This window comes from Nocardia macrotermitis, from assembly GCF_009604405.1.
GTDB classification, from domain to species: domain Bacteria; phylum Actinomycetota; class Actinomycetes; order Mycobacteriales; family Mycobacteriaceae; genus Nocardia; species Nocardia macrotermitis.
In genome coordinates, this window is the sequence record NZ_WEGK01000010.1 from 306,864 (window position 1) to 326,355 (window position 19,492).

Below are 19,492 nucleotides of genomic sequence, written 5' to 3' on the forward strand. Positions count from 1 at the left end.
CGAGCAGGGCCGCCGGCCGCTGTTTCTCGCGCCGCGCGGGCAAGCCCTACTTGCGATTCGAGGTCGGGTAGGTGGTGTAGGTGAAGCCGGGCAGCTCGACGAGTTCGGGCCGGTTTCCGTTGGCGCTCAACTGGTCGAGCACGAACTGCATGCCCGCGGTCGCGATCTGGGCGCCCGGGTCCTCCATGACGTAGCGAAGCCGGGTGACGATGGCCCGCTTGTCGTCGACCGACCGCACGACCGGCATCGCGTCGACTGTCTCGGTGTCGTCCTCGACCACGGGTGCCGTTTCGATCCTCTTTTCGAAGCCCGGGTAGTCCGGCCACATCAGACGGCTCATCTCCACCGACGACAGCGAGCTGTACCAGAACTTGCGATACAGCGCCTCGATCCGGGCGGCGGCCGCGCTGTCGGCGAGCTTCTCGAGTTCGATGGTCGGCCCACCCGGGGCGATGATCAGCCGGGCCGGGTCGAGCTTGCGGCCCGACGCTTCGTAGAGCAGCGAGCACACGTTGTTGCTCTGCCAGGTCAGCCCGGCACTCGGGCGTCCGGCACTGCCGACGACGAGCACCATCAGACGCGCCCAGTCGATGCTCTGCTCGTGCAGCCACTTCAAGCTCCGGTACACCGAGTCCAGCGCCGAGAGCGCGAACGTCGCCGCCATCATGTCGTTGAACGACACGGGGACAGCTTCGGGCCCGTCGCCTTCGAGCAGGTTCGCCCGCAGGTACCCGAAGTCCAGGAGCTTCGGGTTCTCGATCGCTCGTTCCAGAAAGTCCGCGGTGGTCGCGCAGGTGTAGTCGACGAGATCGGCGATCTTCTCCTCACGCCCTCGCCAGGCGGCGGCCGCGACCTCGTCACGCCAGTACGAGACGCTGTTGAAGTCCTGGACGACGCGGCACTGCGCGATGAGCTCGCGGGCGTCTTTCTTGCAGCTGGGGTGGTCGAGTTGGCGCAGCCGGGCCAGGTAGGGGATCGCGAGACCGAGGTGCGAGACCGCGGTGATCTCGAAGAACCCCCGGGTGCCCTTCCTGAAGTCGACCGACGTGGGCGGGTGGCCGCCGCCGGGGAACAGCACCAGATCGGTGCCCGTCGCCACCAGCAGCGGGGTGTCGGAGTGGGCCTCGCCCAGCTCCCGCTGCAGGTTCGCGCCGATACTGTCCGGAGCGGAGGTGAACAGCTCGAACAGCCGCATGAAGTGCGGATTGGGTTGGTATCGCATCGAAGTTCTCCTTGGTGGTGCGGGTCAGGCGTTGTCGAGTGCGAGTTCGTAGACGATGCTGTCCTGGCGGAACCGCACGTCCGGGGTGAGGCTGTTGGCGACGACGAGGAAGCTCCTGCCGTCGGCCTCGAAGTAGCTCGCGTCGGTTCCGCCGAAGGTGGGGAATTCCTCGAGCACCTCGAACTTGCTGTTCTCCCACCGGTACAGCTGCGACATCAGGTCGGTCTTGGGCGCGGGGGGCATCCCCTGCACGAAGCAGACCCGGACGAGGTACAGGTCCTCGCCGCGACGGAAGAGTTCGAACTCGCGACCGCCGGCGCCGCCGAGTGACTGGTGGGGCTCGAAGAGTTCGCCGTTCCACCGGTGGAGCGTCGATTCGCCGGTGATGCACGCGAACGCCAGCCACTCCTCGCCGTCGTGGGAGAAGTGCAGGAAACTCCGGCCGAACCGCTCGCCGAACGTCTGATACGGGATGAAGGAATCTCCGTCCCATCGGTAGACGACACTGGGCGAAAGCTGGTCGGCGTACGCCAGGAAATGGTGTCCGCCGACGCGGAAGCAGGCCCAGTTGTAGCCCATTCGCCCGCCCAGGACCTGGAACTCCCGCCAACGACCCTCGACGCGCTCGAAGATGACCGAACGGCCGTGGCCCCGGTGAGCGAGGGTGAGACCGGGAATCATCAACCCCTGGGCCAGGGCCAGGAACTCGCGATCGTCGATCGAGAAGTGGTTCCACTGCTTGGCACCGAAGGTCGGCAGGGTCTCGTCGAGGATCCACTTCCCGTCCTCCTCGCGGTAGATGAGCGAGTCGACGTCGGTTTCGTAAGGCCCCTTCCCGGTCCGGAGGTTGGCGAAGGCCAGGTAGGTCGTCCCGCCGCTGTGGAAGCTCAACGCGTCCTCCGCGCTCGGGCTGGGCAGGCGGTCATGCTCGGCGAATCGCCCCTCCTCCCAGCGGTAGAGCAGGGCGTCGATGTCGGCATTGCCGCCCTGCATGTCGGCGGCCTGCCCGGGCACGTCTTCGGCCAGCTGCGGGACGACGAGGTGCAGCCGGTCACCGACGCGGAAAACGTGCGCGCTACGAGCGCCGGACGTGGCGAGACGCTGGTGAACCGACAGGATCCTCGAACCCGAGCGGTTCGGAACGGTGGTGGACACGAAAGCTCCCTTAACTAAGTTAATTTGACATTCGCCAGCTTGGCTTAACTTTGATAAGTTGTCAACCATGCCGAAGGGGATCACGCGGGAGAAGGTCGTGGAAGCCGCACTGGCGCTGCTCGACGACGAGGGCATCGACGGGGTCACCGTCCGCGCGCTCGCGCAACGGCTCGACGTCCGCGCGCCGGCCCTCTACTGGCACCTGCGCAACAAGCAGGAGTTGCTCGACGAGATGAGCACCACGGTCCTGCGCCGCATCGCGGATGTGCTACCGGCTCCCGGTTCGAGCTGGCGTGAAGATCTGGCTGCGTACGCCCGCGTGCTCCGGGCCGAGTACCTGCGCCACCGCGACGGCGCCCGAGTCTTCAGCGGTGCGCGGGTGTCCGATCCCGAGGTGGTGGTGCGGATCAAGGAGCCGCTGTACCGAAGCTGGACAGAAGCGGGACTCACGCTCGTACAGGCGGACGACGCGCTGGACGTGGTGGTCGCGTTCGTTGTCGGCTTCGTCATCGAGGAACAGGAACGGCTCCAGTCCGCCGACACCGATCCCACGCGGTACTCGCTCGCCGAACGCGACGCCGGCTTGGGCGAGCACGCGCCGCTGACCAAGGTGGCCGGGCACCTTCGCGACGATAGTGATCAGAGGTTCGAGCGCCACCTGGGCATCGTTCTCGACGGTCTCGCCACCCGGCACGACCGCGCCGACCCACCCGGCACGACCGCGCCGACCCACCCGAACGGACGCGACATGCGGTGAATCCCGGTCCGCGGCCGAGCGCGCTCGGCTTCGAGAACCACGACGAGCGCGGTGAAGATTTCGGCGGCGGGCTCCAGCGCGAACACGTCGATACGCCCGTCGATCTGGTTCGCAAGGTCCGGCCGCAGGTACGGTGCGGTAGTGTCACCGGCTCGCCGTGGTACGCGCCGACCCGGACCACGCGCAACGAGTTCGGGCGCGTTGATCTTGCGCCACCGGTTCCGGGCGGCCTCGATCAGCTTGTAGGCCATGGCAATTCCGGCCGCGCGAGAACCCGAACCTGCAAGATTCAGCAGGGCGCTTCGGTCAAGACCGTCCAGGTCCGGCTCGGCGACTCCCCCGGACGTCACGCTGCGGGTCTACACCCACCTGTGGCCGGAGCAGGACGGCCACACGCGAGATGCGATCGAAGGAACCTTCACCCGCCCGGAAAGGGGTACCCAAGTCGGGTACCCCTCTCGAAACGAAGCAATTTCAGACCTGGGACGGGATAAATACGGGATTTCCGCCGCTTCCTGATCCCCGAAACCGCCCCCTATCAGGCAAGTTTCAGCGAACGCCCGATGATCTCCTTCATGATCTCGGTTGCGCCGCAGGCCGCCTGTTAGGGGGCTTTTTCGCGCCTCTACCTGCTGAAATTCGATCCAGAACTTCCCAATGCTTCCCAAGAAATCCCAACGATTCGACATATACAACGGGGCAATCACGGGATCTCCACCATACCCATACGGGGTATTGCGAATTAGCACCCAAGAGGTTCAAGCCGAGGCAGGTCCTGTCGGTCGAGTACGTACCAGGCCCCGCCAACCCGCCGCGCTTTCGTTCCTCCAACCCTGCAGTCTTGCGGACATTGGAAACGGATCGCAGCCTGCCATCAGACCACTCGCCTCGCGCCCCAGCGTGAGCCAAGCGCATAGACGCCTCGACCGCGCCACCGCAGACCCGGAATCATCTCAGCCCACAGTCCGCCCCACACGATGCGGTAGACCAATCACATACACACCCCGGCGTGTCGCAATTCAACACGCCGACCGATTTTCACCACAGCATCCCTTCAGCAACCACGCACCCCCGAGCCCACCGCCCCACCCCAGACTCGGATCGAAGTCCAGACCCGAGTCCGTCGGAGCCCCGCCTAGCCGGTCGACACTCTGTGCGCACTTGTAGGCGCCGAGCGGACTTGACCGCCAGTTGGCGGATCACCCGGCTCGCAGTCGATAGTCACCGAACATCAAGGCCGAGATCCAACCCTCACCTGGCAATTGGAATTAAATTCTCAAACCAGGCTCCCATCCAAATTGTCAAGTGATCCAGGTAACAATAATGCAGTAATATTGGTCACATGACAGAGGGTGGCCGACGGAAGGAATTCAAGAACGGAGCCGCCTCAGCCTGCGGGAATCACCGTTTTACGGTCATTCGCTTCACGCACTACGGGCGTTATCGAGCCGTGATCTTACCGAAAGGGTGTGGGATCCTGTGTGCATGGACGAAAGTCCACCTCAGGGCTTTCTACAACCGAACACCTACGGAACGACGCCGAAGGCTGAGCCGGAAGCGGAACTCCCAGCAGAGCCTCGGGTGTGTCTTGGCAGGACCCCCCGACGCTACCCCACCTTGTGACGCGCCGCGCGCGGAACCGGGTGATTTCTGGCCGAGTTGCGCTCGCGGTGACATCTGTCATCTCGGAGTCTCACACAACGGCCTCCGTCACGGAGGTCGGAACGGAGCGAACGTGACCGACGAAAATCATGACGACGACAGCACAGCGGCACGAAAGGCGGCCACTTGGTGGTCGAGCTTGCACCGTCTGATCGACCCCGCCGACGACCCGCTCGAACTGCGCACTTTCGTTCGCGAGAAGTACCTTGACGACGACAGCTATGAGGTACGGGAATTCAGCCGCGACGGCCTGACCGGACTGCTGATCAGCGGCGCGAAGACTCCGGAGCGTGCCGAATGGTGCCCGGCCGCACAAGCGCTCACCGGTCTGCGGGTCTCGGTGCACACCAGCCAGACCGGCGGCCTACTGCTCACCCGCTCGACCGGCAGGCTCTATGCGCTGACCTACGGCAGCCTCGGACACCACATCCTCGATCCTGCCTACCGCGACGACGACTTCGGACTCGGGTTCGCCGTCCGCTGCCTCGACGAGAACGACGTCACCCGGTTCCGCAGCGAGATTATGGACCGGCGTGGCCGCGTCGAGGACTACACCATGCTGGGCGGCAGCGACATCGCCGGGTTTGGTCTCGACAAGTTCAGCTCGCTGGTCCGCAGGATCTGCGGCAGCGCGCATCTGAACCTCACCGCCCAGCCCCGCACGTCGCGTGCGGTACGGGTCGAATGCTCTGGCCATGCGATCAAACTGCCGCTCGCGGCCACTCCGGCCCAGTTCCTCGCCGACCTCGCCGAGATCGAACGGATCTGCGACAAGGACGACCCGCTCCACGGCCTCACCTTCGTCCAGAAGTTCCGGAAACTGAACAAGAACAGCCCAGCAGCCCTGGCCGCCGACCAGACCTTGGCGAAACTGTTGAGCGACCCCGACAACGCACGGCTCGGCATCACCCTGCCCGACAACTGCGTCGACCACTACAGTGCCGCGCGGTCGGTTCCGTATCACGCTGGGCAGCAGAGCGATCACCGTCGACGACATCGGCCTCGGCGTGCTGCTGGCACAGATCCACGACCGCGACGAACACCGCCGCGTACCCGACCTGCACCGACTCCGGATCACCATGTACGAGGACCAGGACCAGAGCGTGCCGGTCGGTCCAGAAACCCGCGGCACCGACTGGCTGGTCGCAGAAGTGGAATCCGACGACGTCCGCTACTACTACGGGCAGGGTTACTGGCACGAAATCGGTGCCTGGCACCTGGAAACCTTGCGCGAAGAACTTCACGAACTCCTCACAGCCACAATAGATATCACCATCCCGGTCTGGACCAAAGGCCCGAAGCTCACCAGCGGACCGAAAAAGGGCCGGGACTCCCACGACGAAGACTGGTTCAACCACCGGGTCGCGGAGCAGGCCGGCTACCAGCTCTTCGACAAGAAGAACATCGTCACCAGCTTCTACCGCGGCGGCGGGCTCGAGATCTGCGACGTCCTCGGCCCCGACTGCGAGCTGATCTGCGTCAAGAAGGCCACCACCAGTGCACCGCTGAGCCACCTGTTCGCTCAGGCTGTCAACGCGGTCACGGCGTTGCGCACCGACAAGGACGTCGCGAAGAAGTTCCGCGACCGCATCGCGCGCCACAACCCCGACCACCCGATGGTCCGGGACATCGGCACCCTGAAAGTCGTGTTCGCAATCCTGCTCAACGAGGGCGAGGAAATCACAACCGATTCGCTGTTTGCGTTCTCTCAGATCTCACTAGTCAGGTCGCTGATAAAACTTCGCACGATGAACACCGAGGTCAGGGTGGTAGCCATCAAGAGGCAGTAGGACTGCGATTGTCACCGGATGGCCCAACCTCCCAAGACATCCGATTTCCAGGCGTTCAGCCTTGAGCGTGGTCCGGCAGACCCGCCGGACCTGCGGCAGTAGAAGGCTGTCCATACCGGGGCGATCGAAGAGGTCCGGGCAACGCCTCCGAAAACCTAGTGTGCCGCGTCTGAAATGCGTAGAAGATATTCTGCGAGTGATTCGAGGATCTCCTCTGCGGTTTTGCGCCAGACGAATGGTTTCGGTTCGGCGTTCCACTGCTCGATCCACGCCGTGAGGTCTTTCTCCAGTGCCGCAACGCTTTTGTGTGTGGACTCCGCAGCGCAACAGCTGGTCAGTGAGGAATCCGAACCAGCGTTCGGCGGGTAGCGGGGGCGTGTTACCACGCCCCTGCCTCCAACCTCAATCTTTCACCGGGGTTATGGCCTGGCCTGATCGGGTTCGGATTGGTGTTTCGATCGTAGTTCCCGGGTTGTAGGCAGGGCTGTCGGCCCGCGCAGCGGGCTGACAGCCGGGTTCCACGGGCCCGGGTGGGTTGGTTTCCTTGGTCGATGGCAACTCGGCATTCAGCAGCGGTTCTGTCCATAGCTCTGCAGAGCTCGAACGATTTCATGCCGTCTGGCGCGTAGTGGTCCGAGAGGACAGATCGCGACAGCGTCGAACGTCGGAACATAGTGCGGCCCTTGGCCGGCCTCGCCGGTTGTCGGGTACAACTTGGCGTACTCGCTCCAAGCGACCACCGCGAGGTTCCCGTTCACTCGGACCACATCGACGCGATCGATACGGTCCCACGGCATCCACGCGGTGTCCTGCGGGAAGAATGCCTGTATTCCCATTCGACCGACCTCGAGCCGGATGGGATGCATTGCCAGCCGCCAGAATCCCATGATGAGCACGACTTCGAAGACAACAGCGACGACGGCGAAGATCCGCCCGAACCCTTGATCGCCGATCGCTAGCACGGTCGTGATGGCTGCGAGCAAGACCAGGATTCCGACCAGTGCCCAGTAGATGGCTTGGTAGCCGCTGAATGCAACGTATTGGCCAGTCGGGTTCCCGCGCGAGGACTGGTGCGGATCCCACGTACCCGCACTATCGCGTTCTGCGTTCGAAATTGGGTGAACTCGCGGCGACATCCGGTCTGCGGATAACGATGCCCCGGATCCTCCGGCGGATCGCAGGTCCGTCATCTTCGTGTACGGCTGCCCGGTGAAGGCCGCTGCGTCTCGCAGATCGGACAGCAACTGTTGCGGGCTGATCTCTTCGCTCAGCAGGGCTTCGATGTGCTCTTGGTCCAGGAGAAGCAACTCGAGCCGGTCGCCGTGGATCAGATCCTTGAGCGCCTCGTCGGTGTAACCCGCCATCGAGACAAAGACACCGTAGGTGCCGGAGAGCCGCTGCCGCACTCGTTTCTGCAGTTTGGCGAGTTGTCCGGTGTCCGCCTTGGTCTTCGTCCACTTCGCTTCCACGATGTAACGGACATCGCCGATCGAGAAGACGACATCGATCTCCCCAGCGGATCGTTGACTCGCCTTGGCCTCGAGGCCACAGGCCCGCAGGAGATCCGCCAGCCATTCGTTGAACTGCTGGCCTCGCCTCTGCGGTGTCAAACCATCGAGCCTCTGCATCGCACGGTAGGTTGCACGCAAACCCTGGTATGAGTCGGCAATCGACATAGCGCCGATGCTACCGAGTCACACCGCAGGCACGCGGTGATCGAGAAACATTGCAGCCCAAGGAATCCGCCACCCGACCCGAAACCGATTTGCCCGGATATCGCTGATCTGAGGCCGACACAGTCTCTCGAGATTCATCTCCTCCGGATACTCTGAGCAACAACGTATTTCGATTCCAGTCAGTCCCCGTCGGTACACCAGCCGGATTCGATCGGCGGACCGGCCGCGAACTCGAGAATTTTCGACTACACAACCACGGACCATTGTCCTTGGGGCAGTACCGGGTTGGCGCCAGGATCGCACGCAACCAGGTTCAGGACCTTCTCCTCTACCGGAACCTTCGCCGCGCCCGGCCACCAGAATGCGCAGCGACAGGGCCCACAGGCCTCGTCGGCCCGGGGCGGTGGGGCGGCGCACTCTACACCGGCGGCGGCGTGGGGTGCCGCGGTGGAGCGTTGCGGCACCCCACGCGGGCGCGCCGCCGGTGTGGGGCGAGTGCGCCCACCGCCCCGGGCCGACGCGATCGCGCGTGTCGGGGGTGGGGGTCTGGTCTTCGGTTCCGGTGCTGTTTTCCGTTGCTGAGCAGCTGGTTTCGTGGATCAGCCATTCGTCGTTCCGTGTATGGAAGGAGTTGGCTGTGGGTGCATCGCGTAGTTCTGTGAGGAATGTGGGTGAGTTGATCGCCGCTGTGCCAGCGTTGTTGGGGTTCTATCCGGAGAATTCGGTGGTACTGGTGGCGTGTGCGCCGCCGCCGGAGGAAGTTTCGAGGCATCAGTTGCAGGTGGATGCGGTGATGCGGGCCGACCTCGGTTCGTGCTTGGACCGAAATTCGATCGGCATCCCTGGCACGGTGCGAGTGTGCTTGAGTAACAACGTCAGTCACGTCGCCGTGCTGGTCGTCGATGAGGCGCTCCGCGCCGCTACCAGCGAGCTGGGGAAGGCGTGCCGGGAGTTTCTCGCCCGGCTTCACATCGCACTGTCGGAAACCGACATCGAACTGGTGGGGGCGTGGTTCACCCCGGTGATCCACGCGCGGGAATACTGGTGGAGCTTCTGGACGCTGAGCACGGTGTGATCCCCGATCCGGCCGATTCCGTGGCCGCCCGGTCGACCGAAGCGGCTGCGGGACAACGGGTCTACGGATCTCGTGCCGAGGTTGTCGCGTCGCTCAAGCAGGATACGGCAGTTGTCGAAGCGGTGCGGTCGCATCTGGCCGAGGCCACCGACGCGGACCGCCGATACGCGGCAACGGTGACCGAGCAGGATCCGCATGCCGATATCCGCCGGGGTGTGGAATTGGTGCTGTCCTATCTGGATACGACTACGCAGTTGACGCCAGCGCGACTGGCTGAAGTAGCTGTGGCTCTTCAGAATCCGCAGATTCGGGACTGCTTGGCCGGACTGGCCGCTACCAGTTCGGCTGTCATGGCGCAGCGGTTGTGGATCGACTTGACGCGCTCCCTCCCCGCTCCCGCGCGGGCCGAGGCCGCCGCTCTGCTGGCCCTGGGGGCGTACGCCAATGGCTCGGGCCCGTTGGCGGGCATCGCGCTGGATATCGTGCTCGAGGCGAATCCGCAGCACCGGATCGGGCAAATTCTCCGGGTCGCATTGGGTGCCGGTCTCCCGCCTCGCGATATCCAACAGCTCGCCCGCAATGCCGTGGTCCGAGCTAAGGAGCTGGGAGTCACACTGCCCGGTGACGGACAGCGCAGATAGTCGGTATCACATTGCCGCACAACATATTCGGCGACATCGCACATCAGCCAGCGGTTCGATCCATCAGACAGGGCCCGTATGCCGAGCAACGACTGGCATGGATCGATATTTCAATGCCGCGCCGAAGCAATCGGGTCGGACGATATCGCCGAACTTTGCTGTGCCACACCATATCTCAGCTAAGCACATCAACACCGACCGAATCCGCTCGGCTTCGATCTGTATTCCGAAGGCAGGTTCCTCTATGAATCACCTACTGCAACTTGCTATTACGTCATTCATCCCGTCCGATGCCACGGAGGTGGACGATGTCTGAGGACTCGCTGCGAGCGTGGGCGGTCCTGTCGAGGGCCGTGCTGGGTCCGAATCCGCATCTGCTCGCTCTAGCTGAGACGCTCGGGCCCGTGGAGACCGCTGAGCGGCTGCTGGCTGGACGGTTACCCGCGAACATCGACACCACTGGGCTGGAGCCCGTCAGCGCAGAGGCGGTGCGGCAGGATCTCGAGGTCCTGACCGGTGTCGGCGGGTGGCTGCTGACCCGGGACAATCCGGCCTGGGGTGCGGTGGTGTCCACTGAGCAGCCGTGCTCCGCGGGTGCGGACCGGTCGTACAGTCCGCCGGTGGCGTTGTGGGTCCGCGGTGCCGTGCCCAGGTTGTTGCGGGAGCGGTGGCCGATCGCGATCATCGGTGCGCGGTGCAACACCGAGTACGGGGAGCAGGTCGCGGTCCACATCGCGGGTGGGCTGACCGAGCGTGGGTGGCCGGTGATCTCCACTGGTGGGTTCGGGATCGATGGCCAGGTCATGCGGACGGTGATGGATAGCGGGGGTGCTCCCCTGCTGATGCAGGCGTGTGGGGTGGACCGGCCGTATCCGGCGATGCATCGCGGGCTGGTCAACCGGGCCGCAGATCTCGGAATGGTGATCAGCGAATTTCCCCCGGGCACTCCGCTGGCTCGGCCCCGGCAGCGGGACACCTCGCGTCTGCTGGCCGCGTTGTCCGGTGCTGTGGTGGTGGTCGAGGCCGGGTTACGTAGTGGCGCTGTCGATGTCGCGGCGTGGGCGCGGGGCCTGGGTCGCCCTGTGTTCGCGGTGCCTGGACCGGTTACCGCCCCTGCTTCCGCGGGCTGTCACCGACTCATCCAGTTCGGGACGACCACCTTGGTCACGTCCGTCGAGGACATCCTGTCCGGGCTCGAGCACTCACCCGCCGATGCCTCGACAGGTTCGGGCATCGAGCAGTAATTCCCTGAGTACCAGGCTGATCCGCCGCTTGATGCAGGGTGGTGGTTGCGCGGTCAGGTGAGGGCGTGGGTGTGCCGGGCGGGCCGGTGGGCCGCGCCGAGGGTACACCGGCGGCGGTCCGGTCAAGCCGAGGCTTGACCGGACCCGTTGCGCCGCCGGTGTTGAGGGCGCGGCGGCCACCGGCCCAGCCCCGGCACACCAACTGAGGTTGCAAGAGTCCGCTCGTATCGGCCCTAACATGCGGAAGTAACCGTCCACGGACTGTCTAAATCCAGTGTGCCCCAACAGCTTCCGTCGGTCATGTATCGCTGCACCTGACCATCGACCGTAGCCCCATGACGATGCCGGGCAGGCGGGGCAGACCTGTTCTCGTACACCGATAGGTCCAGTCCATCCACTGATCCCGTTGGTGCACAACATTTTTCCACTATGTCAGGAGGCTTTCTATGCACGGGTTGAGTAAGGCTGCTGCCGCCGCGCACGCCGAGGCGTGTCGGTTGGTGGAGTTATCGAGGGAGTTGTCCGAAGTCGAGAAGCAGTTCGTGCTCGATAATTTCCAGGAGTCGACGGTGCCCGAGCAGGGCGCTGCTGGGGCGTTCTTCACCCCGTCGGCGTTGGCGCGGGCGATGACGCTTCATGTGGTCGGTACTCGGGTCGTCGATCTGGGTGCGGGTATCGGACATCTGGCGTTCGCGTGCCGGAATCTGTTCGACCACAGGCACAATGGCGAACCTGTCCGTGAATTCGTTTGTGTGGAGCAGAATCCGGAGCTGGTGCGGGTCGGGATGAAGGTGGTGCCCGAAGCGCTCTGGGTGTGCCAGGACATGTTCGCTCTGGCCCCGCGTCGATTCCGGTTCGATACCGCGATCGCGAACCCGCCCTACGGGCATGCCACCCGTTCGGGGAGCGGTCCCGGGTACACCGGTCGCCGGTTCGAATATCACGTCATCGCGTTGGCCGCCCGGCTCGCTCGGCACGGGGTGTTCCTGATCCCGCAGGCCAGTACGCCGTTCCTGCGGTCGGAGCACGACCACTTCCAGGCTAACCCCCACAGTGCCGAGTATTCGAATTTCGTGGCCCGAACCGGTATCAACCTCACACCCAGCTGCGGGATCGATACCTCACTGTACGACCGGGACTGGCATCACCTCCCGGTCCGCACCGAGGTCGCGCTCGCTGATTTCACCGACCCGACCGTGCTGCGCGCACACCCGAGGCCCTCGGTGCTGCCGTTCCCCGCCCGGACCACTCTCGGTCTCCCGCACCCCAACTCGAGCGCACAGTGATCTGCGAGTCCGAGATCACAAGTGCCCCAGACAATTTCGCGCCATGACCCTTACCAGAGGCCTATTCCACGACTCCGGAAGAGAATGCCTGATGAACAGCCACGTGATCGTTCAAACCCGTTGGGTCCCTGAATTTCTCACCACGATGTCGCGTTGTTCTTTGCTCGATCGTGCGCGACGGTGTTCGCACACGGTGATCGGCGGGAGTGGGCAATGAGCCGACCGGATTACGAGAGGTGGTCGCGGCTTCTGGCCGATAATCGGTTGGCCCGTGACCTGGGTTTCGAGGCGATCGGCTACGCCCGTGGTCATTGCGATGCCCTCGGCGTCAGCTCGCGTGACGCGGTCCAATTCGGGCTCGCGTTCGCGCTCCTGGTCGCCAGCGACACCTCCCGACCCGCGATCGATCGGGCCTGGGCGAACTGGCGAGCAGGCCGTGATATCGGCGACCTCTCACCGATCCCGCCACAGGCCACCGACCCCAGCACCTGACCGTCTCCCGCACCCAGCCTATCCGGGCGGTCTCAGCACCTGCCACGTAATTGGGTTGCACAGCAACATCTTTCACATCCATCCAGTTCATTTCGAAGGGAGTATCTCGATGTCTGTTTCCACCATTGCTCGTCATACGGACTTACCCGGCATGGTGAGGTTGCTCGAGCAGCAGCGCACCGCAAAGGTCGATCTCGTGGTGCCCGCGACCGCGATTCGCGCCCGCGAGGGGTCGATCGAACTGTCCGGGATCGCACCGGTTCTCGACGAACGCGGTGTGACCGCGATCGACGGGGTCTATCGGCCGACCGGGTCCGCGGATACGCAGATCGCGTCCAAGCTGGATGTTCCCGGCCGCTACCTGACCCGGCTGCGTGCGGATGCACGCTTGGATCTGTACGACGCCAACGTCAACGGCCTGCTCCAGGGCTCCCCCGGTATCGCCGGGCCCGATCAACGCTCGTTCCTGCTGCGCCTGTTCACCGCCGAGCCCGGCGAGCAAGGGGTGCTGCGGGCGTTCCTGTCGGATCGGTACGGGATCATTGACAACCTCGACGTGCTGGTCGCGGTCCTGGACGGGATCCGCCAAGCCGACACCCAGGCCGAGGTCCGCGAATGCGATCTGAGCGAGACCTCGATGCACTGCAAGGTCTACGCCCCGAAAGTCACGGCGCTGGCACCGAATTTCCTTGCCGGATACCGCAACCCGTTTACCAACCCCGATCTCGAAGCCGACCGGCTCGCCGCGGTCTCGCAGTTGGAGCAGTGGCGTCCGATCGCTGAACGCGAAGGCCAGGGGTATCGGCCCGGGGACGAGCCGATCGTGTTCGCCGGGTTCCGTTTCGCCAATTCCGAGACCGGACACCACCTGTTGACGCTCAAACCCGAACTGGTGGTGCAGGTGTGCGGAAACGGCCTGTCGCTGCCGTTGTTCGCCCGCACCCGGCGGCACCTGGGTGAGAGGCTGACCGACGATCCACACCGCTGGTCGCAGGACACCTACCGCAAGAAGCTGGCGGTCATCACCGCCGAGGCTCGCGACACCGTCACCGAGTGGCTCTCCCCCACGTTCCTGGCCGACCGGGTCGCTGAACTCGAGGAGCAGGCCGGTACCCCGGTGCGGGAGCCGGAGAAGACCCTCGAAGTGGTCGGCAAGCAGGTCGGGTTCACCGACACCGAACGCGCCGGGATCCTGACCCATTTCATCGCCGCCGGACAACTCTCCGCGGCCGGGATCGCCAATGCGGTCACCAGCTATTCCCAGACCGTTCCCGACCCCGCCCGCGCGGACACCCTCGACGACCTGGCCCTGCGCGCCATGGCCCTCGTCTGAACCACTGTGTCTTGTTGCACCGCAACAGGTTTCATCACCCATCGAATGGAGGTACCCATCATGACCACGACTGTTCCCCGCGCCGAGTACGACCGCCTGCATTACCTCGGCGCCGCGGGCCCGGTCTCCGAGCTGGGCGAGGAGATCGCGCACCGGTGGCGCAGTGAGCATTCCGATTGGAAGGGCCGCTACTGGCGGTACACCCTGATCGCACAGGACTCCGAGCTGATGACCATCGAGCCGATCAACCTCGCCGCCCGCACCAAAGGCTCGCGATGACCGGGCCCGCCGAACGGTCGCGCCCGATCACCCCGGCCGAACGCGACATCGTCTCGCGCGCTTTCGGTTTCCCGGGCTGGCGGGACATGGTCGCCGCACTCACCTGCCCGACACGCCGCCGCACCGCGGCGACCTCGGGCAGCCGGTCCGCGCGGCCTGTGTCCCGCAGGCGGGCAGCGATATTCGTGATCCGCAGGCAGCCCTGGACACAGGGTCCACGCACCCGGTTGCCGTCCGCGGCGGCGGTCGTGGCCGCGTGCTCGCAGGTGATCGTTCCGTGCGGCGACAGCGAAATCCTGGACGCGGTACGGGATTTGGCGGCGTTGGCGATGCACGAACACACCGCGGACCCGCGCGAGCCGATCTCGCCCACGCAGGTGGCGTTCGAGCACGACGAGCTGATCGCCACCCTCGACCGGCTCACTCTCGCCGCGCTACCGGTGCGGGCCCGGCGCGGCGTGCCGATGCACACCGAGCCGCTTTCGGCGGTCATCGACCGGCTCGTGACGTTCGCGGTCACGCGGGCGGTCATCGATCCGCACACCGCTGGTGTCGAATCCCGCCAGCTCGATACCGCAATGGCCGATCTGATGGTCGGCTACGACCAGCTGATCACCGAACTGGTCACCGGACACCGCCGCTTGCCGCGTTTCCAGAACGTCCCCGCCACCTGAACAACCTCGTCACCGTTTCACCACCCCGGGTAGGGCCCGGCCAGGGACTAGCTGGCCGGGCCCTACCCATTCCACGATAGGAGCACCCCGATGACAACCACCCTCGAACCCGGCAACAGCACCGTGCCCGATCCCGCCGATACCGATGCCGTAGCCAGCGATCACGTTGCGGGACAACAGATCCCCGCCGCCGAGGCCCTGTACGTAGATCCCCGTGAGCTGATCCTGGATGACAACGTCCGAGAGAACTTCACCCTCGACGACTTCCCGGAAACGGTCGAGGACATCCGCGTCAACGGAGTCAAAGCCGCGGTCAAGGCGTATCGCGAGCCGGACGGCCGGCTGCTGGTATTCGAAGGCCAACGCCGCGTACTGATCGCACTCGAGGTCGGATGCCCGGTGGTTCCCGTGTGGGCCGAACCGGCCCCCGACCTGACCGCCAAGGACCGCAAGATCGCCAGGATCATCGAACAGATCAACGCCAACGACCACCGCGCCCCGCTCACCGACGGCGACCGCGGCGCTGGCATCGCCCAGATGCTCGACCTGGGCGTCCCGGTCACCCGGATCTCCCATGCACTGGCGATCCGGGACCTCGACAAGATCCGCAAAGCCGGAAAGGTCGGCCGCTCCCGCACCGCCCGCAGCATGCTCGATGACAACCAGCTCGATATCGACCAAGCCGCGATCCTCGCCGAGTTCGACGCCCTCGGCGATACCGCCGCGGTCCAACAACTCCAGCACGCCCCACGCACCACGTTCCTGTACCAGGCACATCAGATCCGCCAGGAACGCGAGGAAGACCGCGCTCGGTTCGCCGCCAGCCTGCCCTACGCGGCCGCCGGGTTCGCGATCGCGGTTATGGAACCGCAAACCCTGGGCTCGGACGCGCTCTACGTCCTCGCCCAGGACGTGGTCACCACCGACGGTGAACCCGTCACACCCGAGGTACTCCACGCGAACCCTGCCGGATGGGTCGCGTACCTGGACACCGAAGCCGACGCAGTCCTAGTCGAGACCGCCACCGGGGCTGTCATCGATACCGACGCTGTCGATTGGACCACCAAGCACCACCCTGATGACGCCCCCGCCGAGGGGCTGCTGCACGCCAATGCCGTCGAACACCGGCATATCTGGGCACCGCGCTACTACCTGCCCGTCAATCTCGTCGACACCGGCGAGTACCACCGAGCACCAGTCCCGGTACCCGAGGAGATCGATCCGCCAGCGCGCGCCGAGACCGAAAATAGCAGCACTGCAACTGATTCCGACTATGCTCCCGCGCGAACACTGCCGGGAGACAACAGCGATGCCGGGCACGATGACTCCCACCAGGACGACCCTGTCGAGGACGAGGCTGCCCGAGCCGCGCGCGAGGCTCGGGTCGCCGAACTTCAGGCTCAGGCCAGGCAGCGACAGGCCGAACTGGAAGCCGCAGCACTAGAGGCCAAGCGGCTCAGGGATCGGCATGAGGCGCTGACCAAGAACTTCGCCTCCGCCACCGCCGCCCGCGAGGACTTCCTGCGCGCATTCGCCGAACGCACCACCGCACCGACCTCGGCGCAACGGTTCCTGCTGGAAACCTCCGGCGTGCACCTCATCGGCCCCGACGACTACAAGGCCACCCAGAACGCCCTGGACTGGCTGAAGATCACCGGCTGGCGAGCCGGGCTGGCCGACGCTGCGGCCAAAGCCCGCCCGGGACGCTGCACCGTCATGCTCCTCACACTCGTGTTCGCCGCCCACGAAGCACGCATCAGCAAGGACGGCTGGGCCCACAAGGACACCGCGACCGCGCACTACCTGCACTTCCTCGCCGAGCTGGGCCACCACCTGATGCCCGTCGAACAGTCAGCCGCTGGCGACCTGGACCCCGACACCCTCTAGCCCGACGACTGACCGGCCCCACCGGATACGCGGATCGGACGAGCTCGGTGCCACACCCGCCACTAGTCAGCACTCTCGCCACCGGCAGTATCGGAGTCGGATCAGCGACAGCCGGCGGCATGAGAGCGATCAGCTGACGGGATATCTTGCCCACCAACAGTTTTGGTGTAGGCACTAGCCCGTTGGATCCGACCTGTAGGACACCTTCCTTCTCGGGCGGTATCAGAACCTGACACACATCGGGTTCTGATACCGCCCACTTTCACCTTCACACCTCGCCCATCACCCCATCCACGGAGGTGTTGTCTTGTCCACCAATGATTTTCGCGACGCCGCACTCTGGGCGGCAGCGCGGGGATGGTTCGTCTTCCCACTCCGTCCGGGCCGCAAAACCCCCGCCATCGCCAGCTGGCCCCAGTTCGCCACCACCGATCCCGCCCGGATCAACCGCTGGTGGACCTCCGACCCGCACCGCAACATCGGTGTCGCGACCGGACCCAGCGACCTGTACGTCATCGACATCGATACCCACACCGATCCCGATCCCCTTGTCCGCCTGGCTGATCGGGTCGGCATCGAGATCCCTGCCACGTTCACTGTGCGCAGCCCGCACGGGCGGCACCTGTACTTCCAGGCACCCGTCACCCCCGAACTACGGCGCTGCACCGTCGGCCGCCTCGCGCCCGGCATCGACACCCGTGGCGACGGCGGCTACATCGTCGCCCCCGGCTCGAGTACCGCTGCCAGGCGCTACCGAATCCTCGACCCACACCCACCTGCCGCCTTGCCGCACTGGCTCACCGACCAGCTCGCACCCCCGCTACCACCACTGGTCCCCGCACCCACACCAGCCAGCCCGAACGCCTATGTCGCAGCGATCATCTCATCCGAAGCCACACGAGTTACCCACGCCGCCAACCACTTCCGAAACAGAACCCTGTTCCAGGCCGCATTCACCCTCGGGCGACTCACCGCCGCCGGATACCTGACCGAAGACCACGCCCGCACCGCACTCACCACCGCGGCGACACCCCACATCGGCCAGCACGAATTCACCTCCGCCGAACTCGACCGCACCCTGTCCAACGGCCTGACCTACGGCGCCCGCCACCCCCGCCACCTCGGCACCTCACACCCTGGAGACCCGCAATGATCGCCTACATCTCCACCCACGAAATCACCCAACCCGCCGAACTCGACGGCCAGATCGTCGGAGGCTTGCACCACCTACGCAATCTGCTTTGGCGAACCTACGCACCCGACGACGCGGCAATCGCCGAACACGGCTCCGCCCCAGCAGCGATCGCCGCCCACCTTCGCCAACTCGAAGAGTTCATAGCCTCCACCAGCGAACACGGCCCTGTCCCCGACACCGTTCCCGCCGACCAATGGCTCTTCGCCTACCGCCCAATCGAAGGGCACACCGCCATCCATACCCGCGTCTACCTCGCCGGATGCACCGACACAGAACGCGCAGGCGTCTTCAAGGCGGTGACCGAATAATGGGCCGCCCCACCCGCCGCAGCGTCCGTCACTACGCCCCGTTACCCGACGGTGGGATCGGCTGCCAAACCTGCGGCGCACCCGCAACCTGGTGGGCCGACTTCGCCCACAACAGCTGCCCCCGCTTCATCACCACCGCCTACTGCGACCAACACGGCCACACCGACCTCCGCGACCCCAACACCACCGCACGCAAAATACGTTGAGTCACAATATCTTTCGGTGTTCGGATCAGTTCGGTCATGAGAGTACGATCACCGCCATCCCCACCCAGCAGATCACCACGCCGAACATGTCTTGAGTCAAGATCTTGGCCGGATTTCGCTATTACATAACCAACCAAGGTTCAGTTAACAGCAAGCCAACTCTGGATCGCTGGATCAGTCTCGACCGTCTGCGAGACTTCCCAGGCCACCTGCCGCACTGACTCCGCTGCTGCGTTCCCAGCAAAGGGCCGCATATTTGAGAAGGAGTCATTGTCGGCGTACGAAATCCCGTGTCCGGTCCTGGCGAATCCTACGTAGACGGCAGGGGGACCACTGGGATCGACATGGGCTCCGCCATCCTTGTTGGCCATGTCCAGGATGAGCCGCCGCCGGGAATAGACCTTCGGCCCGGCGGCGGCGTCGATGACATTGGTACTCCACCATTCGTCGAACGGGGCGAATTTCTCATGACCGCGGCGGCTGAGCCCGGATCCACCGACGTGGTTTGTGGGTGGTCCGTGCGCCTGCGGCGCGCGGACAACCAGGTTATGGGTAGCCGGCAGCCGCTGGTCTGCCCAGCCTTTCCACTGTCGTTCCTGGTAGAGCCCCG

General features: G+C 64.9%; 16 protein-coding genes and 2 pseudogenes. 14 read left to right on the top strand and 4 right to left on the bottom strand.

The window, feature by feature from the left end:
* Positions 1 to 46: 46 nt before the first annotated feature.
* Both NRB20_RS23720 and NRB20_RS23725 read right to left on the bottom strand, forming a co-directional pair.
* A complete protein-coding gene (locus tag NRB20_RS23720; protein ID WP_153412631.1) occupies positions 47 to 1,222 on the bottom strand; it encodes a DUF5624 domain-containing protein in 1,176 nt (391 codons plus the stop codon).
* Positions 1,223 to 1,246: 24 nt separating this feature from the next.
* Positions 1,247 to 2,377 carry a hypothetical protein gene (locus tag NRB20_RS23725; RefSeq protein WP_194289978.1) on the bottom strand — a complete coding sequence of 377 codons (1,131 nt, stop codon included), beginning with the start codon at positions 2,375 to 2,377 and terminating at the stop codon, positions 1,247 to 1,249.
* A gap of 67 nt (positions 2,378 to 2,444) precedes the next feature.
* Here NRB20_RS23725 and NRB20_RS23730 point away from each other — a divergent pair, with 67 nt between their 5' ends.
* The 3 genes and pseudogenes from NRB20_RS23730 to NRB20_RS39015 all read left to right on the top strand — a co-directional run bounded on the left by NRB20_RS23730 (position 2,445) and on the right by NRB20_RS39015 (position 6,586).
* Complete coding sequence (locus NRB20_RS23730; RefSeq protein WP_153412633.1) at positions 2,445 to 3,134, top strand: TetR/AcrR family transcriptional regulator C-terminal domain-containing protein; 690 nt, start codon at positions 2,445 to 2,447, stop codon at positions 3,132 to 3,134.
* A gap of 1,342 nt (positions 3,135 to 4,476) precedes the next feature.
* A pseudogene (locus tag NRB20_RS39660) lies at positions 4,477 to 5,688 on the top strand (DUF6119 family protein); the annotation flags it as partial.
* A 46-nt stretch (positions 5,689 to 5,734) separates the two neighbouring features.
* Positions 5,735 to 6,586, top strand: a complete 852-nt coding sequence (locus NRB20_RS39015) for a DUF6119 family protein (protein WP_319945312.1) — start codon at positions 5,735 to 5,737, stop codon at positions 6,584 to 6,586.
* 566 nt (positions 6,587 to 7,152) lie between these two features.
* Here NRB20_RS39015 and NRB20_RS23745 read toward each other — a convergent pair.
* Positions 7,153 to 8,262, bottom strand: a complete 1,110-nt coding sequence (locus NRB20_RS23745) for a restriction endonuclease (RefSeq protein ID WP_153412635.1) — start codon at positions 8,260 to 8,262, stop codon at positions 7,153 to 7,155.
* 562 nt (positions 8,263 to 8,824) lie between these two features.
* Between NRB20_RS23745 and NRB20_RS39020 the strand changes: the two genes are divergently transcribed.
* From NRB20_RS39020 to NRB20_RS23800, 11 genes are all read left to right on the top strand, one after another.
* A complete protein-coding gene (locus tag NRB20_RS39020; protein ID WP_194289980.1) occupies positions 8,825 to 9,337 on the top strand; it encodes a DUF4192 family protein in 513 nt (170 codons plus the stop codon).
* Positions 9,307 to 9,978 (top strand): DUF4192 domain-containing protein, encoded by a 672-nt coding sequence (locus tag NRB20_RS39025; RefSeq protein ID WP_194289981.1) that lies wholly within the window; start codon positions 9,307 to 9,309, stop codon positions 9,976 to 9,978. The genes NRB20_RS39020 and NRB20_RS39025 overlap by 31 nt, the downstream gene beginning before the upstream one ends.
* A gap of 308 nt (positions 9,979 to 10,286) precedes the next feature.
* Complete coding sequence (locus NRB20_RS23760; protein ID WP_194289982.1) at positions 10,287 to 11,222, top strand: DNA-processing protein DprA; 936 nt, start codon at positions 10,287 to 10,289, stop codon at positions 11,220 to 11,222.
* Between the two features lie 446 nt (positions 11,223 to 11,668).
* Complete coding sequence (locus NRB20_RS23765; RefSeq protein WP_194289983.1) at positions 11,669 to 12,508, top strand: class I SAM-dependent methyltransferase; 840 nt, start codon at positions 11,669 to 11,671, stop codon at positions 12,506 to 12,508.
* A 213-nt stretch (positions 12,509 to 12,721) separates the two neighbouring features.
* Entirely contained in the window at positions 12,722 to 13,000 is a 279-nt protein-coding gene (locus NRB20_RS23770; RefSeq protein ID WP_153412640.1) for a hypothetical protein, read from the top strand.
* Positions 13,001 to 13,109: 109 nt separating this feature from the next.
* Complete coding sequence (locus tag NRB20_RS23775) at positions 13,110 to 14,333, top strand: hypothetical protein (RefSeq protein ID WP_153412642.1); 1,224 nt, start codon at positions 13,110 to 13,112, stop codon at positions 14,331 to 14,333.
* Between the two features lie 60 nt (positions 14,334 to 14,393).
* A complete protein-coding gene (locus NRB20_RS23780) occupies positions 14,394 to 14,612 on the top strand; it encodes a hypothetical protein (RefSeq protein WP_153412644.1) in 219 nt (72 codons plus the stop codon).
* Positions 14,609 to 15,286 (top strand): hypothetical protein, encoded by a 678-nt coding sequence (locus NRB20_RS23785; protein WP_153412646.1) that lies wholly within the window; start codon positions 14,609 to 14,611, stop codon positions 15,284 to 15,286. Before NRB20_RS23780 ends, NRB20_RS23785 begins: the two co-directional genes overlap by 4 nt.
* 90 nt (positions 15,287 to 15,376) lie before the next feature.
* Positions 15,377 to 17,173 (top strand): ParB/RepB/Spo0J family partition protein, encoded by a 1,797-nt coding sequence (locus NRB20_RS23790; protein ID WP_153412648.1) that lies wholly within the window; start codon positions 15,377 to 15,379, stop codon positions 17,171 to 17,173.
* 307 nt (positions 17,174 to 17,480) lie between these two features.
* Positions 17,481 to 18,326, top strand: coding sequence for a bifunctional DNA primase/polymerase (locus NRB20_RS23795; protein ID WP_153412650.1), 846 nt, complete (start codon positions 17,481 to 17,483; stop codon positions 18,324 to 18,326).
* Positions 18,323 to 18,676 carry a hypothetical protein gene (locus tag NRB20_RS23800; RefSeq protein ID WP_153412652.1) on the top strand — a complete coding sequence of 118 codons (354 nt, stop codon included), beginning with the start codon at positions 18,323 to 18,325 and terminating at the stop codon, positions 18,674 to 18,676. Before NRB20_RS23795 ends, NRB20_RS23800 begins: the two co-directional genes overlap by 4 nt.
* A gap of 346 nt (positions 18,677 to 19,022) precedes the next feature.
* On the opposite strand, the pseudogene NRB20_RS37675 reads toward NRB20_RS23800, so the two are convergent.
* Positions 19,023 to 19,492, bottom strand: a pseudogene (locus NRB20_RS37675) (hypothetical protein); the annotation flags it as partial.

What these genes read in the sequence shown, in the direction of transcription:
- NRB20_RS23720 (WP_153412631.1), bottom strand. Translation starts at nt 1,222, where the DNA reads ATGCGATACCAACCCAATCCGCACTTCATGCGGCTGTTCGAGCTGTTC.
- NRB20_RS23730 (WP_153412633.1), top strand. Translation starts at nt 2,445, where the DNA reads ATGCCGAAGGGGATCACGCGGGAGAAGGTCGTGGAAGCCGCACTGGCG.
- NRB20_RS23745 (WP_153412635.1), bottom strand. Translation starts at nt 8,262, where the DNA reads ATGTCGATTGCCGACTCATACCAGGGTTTGCGTGCAACCTACCGTGCG.
- NRB20_RS23760 (WP_194289982.1), top strand. Translation starts at nt 10,287, where the DNA reads ATGTCTGAGGACTCGCTGCGAGCGTGGGCGGTCCTGTCGAGGGCCGTG.
- NRB20_RS23765 (WP_194289983.1), top strand. Translation starts at nt 11,669, where the DNA reads ATGCACGGGTTGAGTAAGGCTGCTGCCGCCGCGCACGCCGAGGCGTGT.
- NRB20_RS23770 (WP_153412640.1), top strand. Translation starts at nt 12,722, where the DNA reads ATGAGCCGACCGGATTACGAGAGGTGGTCGCGGCTTCTGGCCGATAAT.
- NRB20_RS23775 (WP_153412642.1), top strand. Translation starts at nt 13,110, where the DNA reads ATGTCTGTTTCCACCATTGCTCGTCATACGGACTTACCCGGCATGGTG.
- NRB20_RS23780 (WP_153412644.1), top strand. Translation starts at nt 14,394, where the DNA reads ATGACCACGACTGTTCCCCGCGCCGAGTACGACCGCCTGCATTACCTC.
- NRB20_RS23785 (WP_153412646.1), top strand. Translation starts at nt 14,609, where the DNA reads ATGACCGGGCCCGCCGAACGGTCGCGCCCGATCACCCCGGCCGAACGC.
- NRB20_RS23790 (WP_153412648.1), top strand. Translation starts at nt 15,377, where the DNA reads ATGACAACCACCCTCGAACCCGGCAACAGCACCGTGCCCGATCCCGCC.
- NRB20_RS23800 (WP_153412652.1), top strand. Translation starts at nt 18,323, where the DNA reads ATGATCGCCTACATCTCCACCCACGAAATCACCCAACCCGCCGAACTC.